This window comes from Caulobacter sp. P1_B12_2, from assembly GCF_056406675.1.
The window spans coordinates 1-9,302 of sequence record NZ_JBFTZS010000297.1; the positions used below are offsets into that span (position 1 = coordinate 1).

Annotated in this window: 10 protein-coding genes; 1 reads left to right on the forward strand and 9 read right to left on the reverse strand. The window is 69.2% G+C overall.

The window, feature by feature from the left end:
- From AC1DZ6_RS17250 to AC1DZ6_RS17260, 3 genes are all read right to left on the reverse strand, one after another.
- Nucleotides 1–136, reverse strand: a 136-nt coding sequence (locus AC1DZ6_RS17250; RefSeq protein WP_477098381.1) for a sigma-70 factor domain-containing protein, incomplete at its 3' end; no start/stop codon positions are given.
- A 217-nt stretch (nucleotides 137–353) separates the two neighbouring features.
- Complete coding sequence (locus AC1DZ6_RS17255) at nucleotides 354–2,489, reverse strand: GAF domain-containing protein (RefSeq protein ID WP_477098373.1); 2,136 nt, start codon at nucleotides 2,487–2,489, stop codon at nucleotides 354–356.
- Nucleotides 2,486–3,034 carry a biliverdin-producing heme oxygenase gene (locus tag AC1DZ6_RS17260; protein WP_477098374.1) on the reverse strand — a complete coding sequence of 183 codons (549 nt, stop codon included), beginning with the start codon at nucleotides 3,032–3,034 and terminating at the stop codon, nucleotides 2,486–2,488. Before AC1DZ6_RS17260 ends, AC1DZ6_RS17255 begins: the two co-directional genes overlap by 4 nt.
- A 155-nt stretch (nucleotides 3,035–3,189) precedes the next feature.
- On the opposite strand from AC1DZ6_RS17260, the gene AC1DZ6_RS17265 reads away from it, so the two are divergent.
- Entirely contained in the window at nucleotides 3,190–3,549 is a 360-nt protein-coding gene (locus tag AC1DZ6_RS17265; protein ID WP_477098375.1) for a phage holin family protein, read from the forward strand.
- Here AC1DZ6_RS17265 and AC1DZ6_RS17270 read toward each other — a convergent pair.
- The 6 genes from AC1DZ6_RS17270 to AC1DZ6_RS17295 all read right to left on the reverse strand — a co-directional run.
- Complete coding sequence (locus AC1DZ6_RS17270; RefSeq protein ID WP_477098376.1) at nucleotides 3,546–4,286, reverse strand: tetratricopeptide repeat protein; 741 nt, start codon at nucleotides 4,284–4,286, stop codon at nucleotides 3,546–3,548. The genes AC1DZ6_RS17265 and AC1DZ6_RS17270 overlap by 4 nt on opposite strands.
- A 75-nt stretch (nucleotides 4,287–4,361) precedes the next feature.
- Nucleotides 4,362–4,982 (reverse strand): aminoacyl-tRNA hydrolase, encoded by a 621-nt coding sequence (gene pth / locus AC1DZ6_RS17275; RefSeq protein WP_477098377.1) that lies wholly within the window; start codon nucleotides 4,980–4,982, stop codon nucleotides 4,362–4,364.
- 96 nt (nucleotides 4,983–5,078) lie between these two features.
- Complete coding sequence (locus AC1DZ6_RS17280; RefSeq protein ID WP_477098382.1) at nucleotides 5,079–5,678, reverse strand: 50S ribosomal protein L25/general stress protein Ctc; 600 nt, start codon at nucleotides 5,676–5,678, stop codon at nucleotides 5,079–5,081.
- Nucleotides 5,679–6,965: 1,287 nt separating this feature from the next.
- Nucleotides 6,966–7,904: a ribose-phosphate pyrophosphokinase gene (locus tag AC1DZ6_RS17285; RefSeq protein WP_477098378.1), complete on the reverse strand. Its 939-nt coding sequence runs from the start codon at nucleotides 7,902–7,904 to the stop codon at nucleotides 6,966–6,968.
- Nucleotides 7,905–8,017: 113 nt separating this feature from the next.
- Entirely contained in the window at nucleotides 8,018–8,797 is a 780-nt protein-coding gene (pgeF, locus tag AC1DZ6_RS17290) for a peptidoglycan editing factor PgeF (protein WP_477098379.1), read from the reverse strand.
- Nucleotides 8,798–8,800: 3 nt separating this feature from the next.
- Nucleotides 8,801–9,302: SAM-dependent methyltransferase (locus AC1DZ6_RS17295; protein ID WP_477098380.1), on the reverse strand; the 502-nt coding region annotated here is incomplete at its 5' end.

The window sequence follows — 9,302 nt, forward strand, 5'->3', positions numbered from 1 at the left end:
GCTCTTTCCAACGCTGGGCGAGCATGAACTCCTCGTCCTTGGGGAGCATCGGGAACTTGCGGATTTCGGTGAGATAACGCGACAGGCCGCCGTCCGGCGACATCACCGATAGTGAATTCACGGCCATAGAAAACAATCCCCTTGGTGCGGATCCGCCCGTCAATCGCGCGCCGTCATCCCCACCGGAATGGGTCAGATAGGTAGGCGTTGCGGCTAAGGTAAGGTCGATAACGCATTTGTAATGTCCGACACCCGCGCTCGGGTATTGGCCTTACGAAAATGAGAATGAACGTTCATTCTCATTTTTTCAACCGCAAAATGTCGCTCGACGCTACGTCACTTGCCGGGACGGTTCAGAGGCGGCCGACGGACAGCTCGGCTCGCACGCCGGGGGCGTTGTCGTGATAGGTCAGAACCCCGCCCATCTGGCGCACCAGGGCGTCCATCATCTTGCTGCCGAACCCGACGCGCGGACCCTGCTTGCCGCCGCCCTGATCGGCGACGATCAGGCGGATGCGGTCGCCGTCCTCGACCAGGCCGATGTCCAGTCGTCCCGGCTTTCCGCCGTAGGCGTACTTGACCGCGTTGATGAACAGCTCGGTGACCACCAGGCCGATGATCACAGCCTTGTCGGTGGGCACGGTCACCGGGGCGGCGTCGACCCGCAGGTGGCGCGCCCAGTCCTCGTCCAGGGTGCCGACCATCTCCTCGGCCAGTTCGGCCAGGTAGCGGTCCAGCGCCACTGTCTCCAACTGGTCGCCACGATAGAGCCGCCGGTGGACAAGGCCCACGGCGGTCAGGCGGCGGCTGGCCTCCTCGAGGGGGCCGCGCACCACCGGATCGTCGATGGACTTCATCTGGATGGTCAGGAAGCTGGCGGCCAGGGCCAGGCTGTTCTGCACCCGGTGGTTCACCTCGCGCAGCAGGAAGTCCTTCTGGCGCAGCAGGTCGTCCTTGTCCTGCAGGGTGGCGCGCAGGTGGCCGTTCAGCTCGACGGTGCGGCGGCCCCGGCTCAGGTCGATCAGATTCTCGCGCAGCCGCAGAGCCGCGTTGGTCTCGGCGGCGGTCCACGGGCGCGACCGGCCGCGCACGGTCTGGGTCCAGGCCTCGAACGAGGCGCGCGGGGACAGCACCCCGTCCGGGGTGGTCTCCTTCACGGGCTCGCCCGCCCAGCGCACGGTCTCGACGTGCTCGGCCCGGGTCCACAGAACGGCCAGCAGGGGCGAACGCTCGACCACGACGCCCATCAGGCCCGAGGCCAGGGCGCGGAACGGCGCGGCGTCGGGAATGTCGACGGAGGCCTGGTCGGTGGCCGCGAGGTCCTCGCCGCCGTCCTTGGTGGTCTCCAGCAGCCAGTCGCGCAGCATCGACAAGGCCAGGTGGGGCGGCAGCTTGCCCGCCGCCTCGATGCGCTCGCCGCGCAGCACCGCCACGCCGTCGGCGTCGGCCAGGCGCAGGAGGTCGCGCATGTGCTCCTCCAGGACCAGGTCGCCGTTGTCGGCGCGCGACAGGGCGTCGATCAGGTCGTCGCCCAGGGACCGCAGGCGCAAGCGCTCGCGATAGGTCTCGGCCTCTTCCTTGGCCTTGATCTGCCGGGCCAGGCCGCCGGCCAGGGCGCGGCAGGCGGCGCGGATGTCGTAGGGCAGCAGGCGGGGGCTCTCGTGGTGGCAGGCGATCAGCCCCCACAGGCGTCCGTCCTTGACGATCGACACCGAGGCCGAGGCGACGACGCCCATGTTGCGCAGGTACTGCAGATGCACCGGCGAGACGCTGCGCAGGGCGCAGTCGCTCATGTCCAGATCGGTCGTCGGCGGCGGCAGCAACGGCGCGGGCGTATAGTCGGCGTCGGGTATGGCCCGCACCAGGTTGCGCACATAGAGCGCGCGGGCCTGTTTGGGGATGTCGCTGGCCGGGAAGCGATGGTTGAGGAAGGCCTGAACCTGAGGCGCGCGGCTTTCGGCCAGCACCTCGCCGGCGTCGTCGTCGCCGAAGCGATAGACCATCACCCGGTCGTAGCCGGTCAGACGGCGAAACTCGGTCGCCGCCCGGTCATAGAGGGTCTGGAGGCCGGGGCAGCGTTCGAAGGCGGCGGCGGCCGCTTCCAGCTGGGCCAGGATCTGGGCCCCGGTCAGCGGCTGGTCCAGGCCCGGCTCGACCTCGATCAGCACCTTGTCGGTCTGGAAGGTGGCGCTGACGTCGAACGCCCGGTCGGCGACCCGCAGGTTTCCGACGAAGCCGCCGCTGCTTCCCGAGGCGGTGACGGCGGCGATGTTGCGCGCGATCGGGTCGCCCAGCACCGCGCCGACGGACACGCCGATCCAGGTCTCGGCGCCCAGCAGCCCGGCCACGTCGCCGGCCGCGTGGCGGATCTCCAGCGTGTCGCGGTCCAGCACCAGCAGAACGCCGTGCGGCTGGACGGCGCCGGGAATGTGGATCGGTTCGCGGTCGCACGAGGCGATCTGCTCGGCCGTGGGTCCGGACGCGGTCATGCCGGAACCCCGCACATCCAGGCTTCCATCTGGGCGAAGGCCGAGCGCGCGCCGCGCGCGGCGGCGGCCTTGTCGTCGGCGCGTTCCAGCACGGCGCAGAACGCCTTCCAGCGCGCGCCGGTCGTCTCGCCATAGCCCTGGAAGAAGCTCAGGCCTTCGGACGACAGGCCGCGCACGCGAAGCTGCTTGTCGATGACCCGGCCGCCCAGGGTCGAGCCCTCCAGCACATAGAGGAAGCCCAGGGCCTCCGAGCGTCCGGTCGGCGGGGCCAGCGGGGCGTCGATCGGCGTTGCGACCTCGAGAACCGCCAGGTCGCGCTCCAGAGCGGGCGTCTTGCGGCGGGCGTCGAATTCCAGGTCCGGCTCGTCGCCCAGCAGTCGCGCCAGGGCGGCCTCGGCGGGCCGGTGGAAGGCCAGGAAGCGGCTCACCATCTCGCGGCGTCGGGCAGGATCGGCGACGCGCGCGAACACGTCCAGCCGAGCTTCGAGGCCATCGTGCAGGTCGCGGGTGGCCACGCGCAGGTGATCGAGGATCGGCGTTGTCATCAGGTAGCGGAATCCCGTGGCCAAGGCCGAGCCTCGGATATTAGCGCCCAATCGCGGAGGTCATGGTCGTGTATCCGACACAAGCTTCACCGGGCCTTGCTGGGGCCGGGGAAATGCACATCTAATGCCTGCGCTTGACGCCAAGGAGACTGTTCGTGACGCGCTTCATCATCCGAGCCCTGATCGCCGCCCTGGGCCTGTGGCTGGCGTCCGAGATCGTACCGGGCATCGCCGTGCCCGGCGGCTGGACCACCCTGCTGATCGCGGCGCTCTTGCTGGGCGTGGTCAACGCCATCGTCCGGCCGGTGGTCTTCGTGCTGACCCTGCCGATCACCGTGGTGACGCTGGGTCTGTTCCTGCTGGTGGTCAACGCCGCCATGCTGGGTCTGGTCGGCCTGATGCTGAAGGGCTTCGTGGTCGACGGCCTGTGGGCCGGGATCTTCGGCTCGCTGGTGGTCGGCGCGGTCAGCTGGGTGGGCCACCTGCTGATCGGCGACGGCGCGGATCGGGGTTAGGCCCCCACCGCCGCCGCGGCCAGGTCGCGCCAGCCGCGGGCTTCCTTGCGGAAATGCGAGTGGGTCTTGGCCAGGCGCTTGTCGATCTCGACCAAGGCTTCCCGGGCCTCGTCCTTGCGTCCCGTCTCGGCCAGGAACACCGCGTAGCGCGCCATGCCCTCGAAGCCCGGCAGGTGGGCGGCCGCCCAGCGCAGGGCGGTGTCGGCCTCCGCTGTTTGGCCCAGGGCGTGATGGGCGCGGCCCAGGGCCAGGGCGACGTTCGGCGTGCGGGCGGCGGGCGACTGGGCGCTCAGGCTCTCCAGCAGCGGCAGGGCCTCGGCGGCGCGATCCAGCTCGATCAGGGCGTTGGCGCGGCCCAGCATCAGCTGCGGATCGTCGGCGTAAAGACCCTGCAAGGCCTCGGCGTACAGGCGTTCGGCCTCGGCGTGCCGTCCAAGGCCCGCCGCCGCGGCGGCCAGGCGGGAGCGATTGGCGACGGTCGGCGTGTCGTCGACGGCCTGGGTGGCTGTGCGATACTCGCGTTGCGGATCGAGCATGTCGCGCGCCGCCTTGCCGACCTGGCGTCCCTTGGCCCCGCCGAAGAACTCCGGCGCGATGATGGCCGCCAGATAGACCAGGCCCCCGACATACGGGAACGCCAGGATGATCCACAGCCAGTACATCTGCTGATGGGTGCGCACCACGTGGACGCACAGGATGATCGAGAAGATCAGGGACGGGCCGATCAGGGGCAGCATTGCGGACTCCAAGCTCCACCTTGGGTCTTTGTCTCCTCGACGCGCCAAGGTCAATCGCCGGCTGGACGACAGGACCTAGTCGGCTGGGCGCGCGGCTTTTTTAGGATCGGCCTTGGGGGCGGGGGCGAGACGCAGCACCTCGGCCTGGTAGCGCTCGTCGTCACCGGCCGCCGCGAAGGGCAGGGCGTCGCAAAGCGCGTCCAGCATCGGGTCCAGCCATTGGTGCTCGGCCTTGTGGAAGTCGCCCAGCACGTAGTGCATGACCGCGTCCTTGTGGCCCGGATGGCCCACGCCGATGCGGCCGCGGCGGAAGGTGTCGCCGATCTGGCTCGTGATCGAACGCACGCCGTTGTTGCCCGCCGCCCCGCCGCCGGCCTTCATCCGGAAGCGGCCGGGGGCCATGTCGATCTCGTCGTGGAAGACGATCACGTCGGTCGGCGCCAGCTTGAAGAACTTCATGGCCTCGCCGACGGCGCGGCCGCTCTCGTTGTAGAAGGTCTTGGGCTTGAGCAGCAGCAGCTTGACCGGACCGTTCGGGGTCGAGACCAGGCCCTCGCAGGCCAGGCCCTGGAAGCGCGAACGCCACGGCGCCGTGCCCCATTTGCGAGCCAGGGCGTCGACCGCCATGAACCCGACATTGTGTCGGTTCTTCTCGTATTTCGGCTCGGGGTTGCCGAGGCCGGCGAGGATCAGCATCGCTGGAAATCCAAGATAAGGGCGCGCAACGAAAAACGGGCGGGCCCTGAAGCCCGCCCGTTCTCACGTATCAGATCGGAGACCCGACCAAAGCGTTTAGGCTTCGGTGGTGGTGTCGCCTTCGTTCGATTGCGAGGCCGCCGAGGCCTTCAGGTTGGCGATCACGAAGTCGCGGTCCTGGGCGGTGCGCACGCCTTCCGGCAGCTTCACTTCCGAGATGCGGATGACGTCGCCGATGTCGTGCGAGGCCAGGTCGATGACCAGTTCCTCGGGGATCTTGTCGGCCGGGCAGGCCAGCTCGACGACGTGGCGGATCACTTCCAGCGTGCCGCCCTTCTTCAGGCCGACCGAGGTTTCGTGGTTCTTGAAGTGCACCGGCACTTCGATCTTGATCAGTTGGTGCTCGTCGACGCGGTACAGGTCGAAGTGCAGCGGCACGTCGGTGACGGGGTGGAATTGCACGGCCTTGGCGATGACCGATTGCTTCTGGTCGCCGTGTTGCAGGGTCACCAGGTGGCCCAGCAGCTTGCCGGTGTAGAGCGCCTTGCGGAATTCGTTGACCTTCACGGCGATGTTCACCGGGGCCTGCGGGCCGCCGTACAGAACGCCGGGGACCAGGCCCTGGCGGCGGGTTTCGCGCGAACCGCCGGTGCCGGCGCGGTCGCGGATTTCGACGTTGAGAATGATCTCGGCCATGTCTTTTCTCTCTGGAGAGCCCCGTGCTCTCGAAATGCGAAGCCGCCGCACAAGACTGGATTGTCTCGCCCGGTCGACGTTTTTGGGTCGCGCCTCATACACAGAACGGCCCCCCGGGGGCGGCGGCTCGTAGGGCATGGCCGCGCCCGACGCCTTGATCACGCACATGCCGGTGTCGATCATGATGTGCTGGCCCAGGCAGAACACGTCCTCGTAGTGCGGCTTGGCGACGGCCAGGCACTGGTAGAGGTTCAGCTTGGCCATGTTCAGGCACATGGCGCTGGCCGGCTCGGCCATCACGGCCTCGATCAGGGTCAGCTTGTCGTCGCCGGCGTAGCCCAGCGCGGCCAGGGCGGCGACGGCCATGCCGCGGATGACCAGCGGCTTGTAGGGCGGCGGGGCGGAACGCGGGCCGGCGGCCAGAGCGGCGAGCGGGTCCGCCGCCGGGCCGGCGGGCGGAGCCTGCACCAGCGGCGCGCCACCCATCGAGGCTTGCTGAAGGGCGGCCATGTCGGCGCTGTCGGCCAGGCCGGGCGTCGCCGACATGGTCTTGGCGTAGGCCAGGCGGCCGTCGCGGTCGAGCACGGGCAGCAGCGACCACTTGGAGCGCTGGACGTCGTAGGCCGCCTGCTTGACGGCCTTGCCGGCCGTGTAGACCCTCAGGCCGTCGGCGCCGAGCGTATCGATGATCCGGGCGGCGGCGGTGTCGCTGCCCTTGAAGCCGACGGCGTAGGCCGGGTCGGCGATCAGCTGGTTGATCACCTGCTGGCGTTGGGCCGGGTCGACGGCGAAGCTGCGCACCGAGGCGACATAGGTCGGGTCCTGCAGGGCCAGGACCGCGGCGTAGGCCGTGGCGCCCGACAGGAACTGCTTGGGCTCATAGGCGACGGCGACCTTCAGCGACGACTGGATCTGGTCGCCGTTCTCGAAGGTCGGGCTGATGGCGCCGGCGCGCTGCATGTAGCCGCGGAAGGCGCTGGCCTTCTCGACGATGCTCGAGGACAGGGTGATCGGCGGCGGGGCGGGCGGGGCCAGAACCACCGGCGGCGGCGGCGGCGGCGTTTCGCAGCTGGCCAGCAAGGTGGCGGCGACCACGGCGATGGCCGTCAGCGCGGCGCGCGTACGCGTGGTGGAAAGCATCCCGAGAACATCCCCAATGATATAGAGCGCCCGCCATACCATCGGCGCGCGGGCGAGATTGTGACAGTCAGCCCGTTAACCATGTCTTGACAAGCGTAGCCGTCGAAAAGGCGTTCGAAGCCCCGGCGGTTCCCCTCTGGGGTGTTCTTAGTCGAACAGCTTGGAGACCGATTCCTCATTGGCGATCCGGCGGATGGCCTCGCCGATCAGCGGCGCGCAGGAGACATAGCGGATCTTCGGGCACGCCTTGACGGTGTCCGAGGCCTCGATCGAGTCGGTGACCACCAGCTCGGTCAGCACCGAATTGGCCACGCGCTCGGCGGCCGCGCCCGACAGCACGCCGTGAGTGACATAGGCCGAAACCGACTTGGCGCCCTGGGCGATCAGGGCGGAGGCCGCGTTGCACAGGGTGCCGGCCGAATCGACGATGTCGTCGAACAGGATGCACTGGCGGCCGGCCACATCGCCGATGATGTTCATCACTTCGCTCTCGCCCGGGGCCGAGCGGCGCTTGTCGACGATGGCCAGGTCGGCGTCGTTCAGGCGCTTGGCCAGGGCGCGCGCCCGAACCACGCCGCCGACGTCGGGCGAGACGACCATCAGGTCGTCGCCCAGCTTGTAGCGCTTGTGGATGTCGTCGGCGAGCAGGCGCGAGGGCAGCAGGTTGTCGGTCGGGATGTCGAAGAAGCCCTGGATCTGGCCGGCGTGCAGATCCATGGTCAGCACCCGGTCGGCGCCCGAGCGGGTGATCAGGTTGGCCACCAGCTTGGCCGAGATCGGCGTGCGGCCGCCGGTCTTGCGGTCCTGGCGGGCGTAGCCGAAGTAGGGCAGCACGGCCGTGATCCGCTTGCCCGACGCGCGCTTCAGGGCGTCGATGCAGATCAACAGCTCCATCAGGTTGTCGTTGGCCGGGTAGCTGGTCGACTGGATGACGAAGACGTCCTCGCCCCGCACGTTCTCGTCGATGGTGACGAAGACCTCGAGATCGGCGAACCGGCGCACCTGGGCGCGGGTCAGCGGCATGTCGAGATATTCCGCGATGGCCTGGGCCAGGGTGCGGTTCGAGTTGCCGGACAGCAGCTTCATGATCTTGTCTCGGGAAGGGGTGTCGCCGTTGCGGGGGCTTCTAGCAGTCCCGGGCGCGGGAACAACCCCGAGTCTCGATTGATTCTGGTTATTCAGCGCGTTCTCCAAGGGGCTCACGCTTCGAGCGCGATGGCCGAAAGAAGCCGTCCGTAGTCGGACTCCCCGGCCAGAAAGGCCCTGCGGTTCGAAAAGAACAGATCCGGCTCGGTCCGGGTGTCGCGGCCGACCCACTCGCTGCGGCCCACCCCGGCCGTCTCCAGACGGTCCAGAACGAAGGCCGGGAGGTCGAACAGACGCTTGTCCTCGCCTTCGCCCGGCGAGAAGAATCGGCCGGAGCCCGGGCTTTCGGCTTCGAAGCGGTGCAGGAACTCCAGCCCGACCTCGTAGGACTGGGGCCCGATGCAGGGACCGACGGCGGCGACCATCCGCGAGGGCTCGCCGCCCAGCGCCACCATCCGGTCCACCGCGGCCTGGATGACGCCGTCCAGCGCGCCCCGCCAGCCGGCGTGGGCGGCCGCGACGATGCGGGCGACCGGGTCGGCGATCAGCACCGGCGCGCAGTCGGCGTGCAGGGCGCCGCAGACCACGCCCGGGGTCTTGGTCACCACCGCGTCGCCCTGCGGCCGCACGTCGCCCCACGAGCCGTCGGCGACGATGGCGATGGTCGAGTGGATCTGGAAACAGGTGTTGAGGTCTTCCGCCGCGGCTCCGAACCAGGCGGCGGCCCGGGCGCGGTTCTCGGCGACGTCGGCCGGCTCGTCCTGGCTGCCTCGTCCGACGTTGAGGCTGGAATAGAGCCCGGTCGAGACCCCGCCCTGGCGGGTGAAGAACGCGTGCTTCACCCCGGCGACGGCGGCCAACAGCGGAGACTGGACGGTGGGCAGGTCGTGCATGGTCTAGGATTCCTCGAACAGCGGAGGAGAAAGGCCGGGCGCGGACAGGCAGACGACCTTGAACAGCTGGCCCATCTGCGCCGCTCCGGTCAGGCGATCAAGCTGCCTGGCCAGCTTTTCCGACTGGTCGGGCCTGGAAGCGGCCAGGGCCTGGGCTCGGGCCTCGATCCCCAGGCCCTGCAGGAACGCGCCCTGGGTCAGGATGGGTCCCACGGCGGCGCCGGCCTCGACAGCGGCCGCCAGCACGGCAGGGAAGTCGGCCCAGACTGTCAGGTCGGCCTGGCCCGGCTCAGCCAGGGGCGAGACCTTGGCGTGGGCCTTCAGGGCCTGCAGCGTATCGCCCGGGCCCGGCGCGTCGCGACCGTAGTCGATCAGCAAGGCCGTCCCACCGTCGCGGGCGACGCGGTGGCCGATCTCCGAGCCGAGGGCGGCTTGGGCGGGAGAGGATTCGACGACGGTTCCGGGCGGATAGCTCCCTTCCCCCTCGATGGGGGAAGGGTCGGGG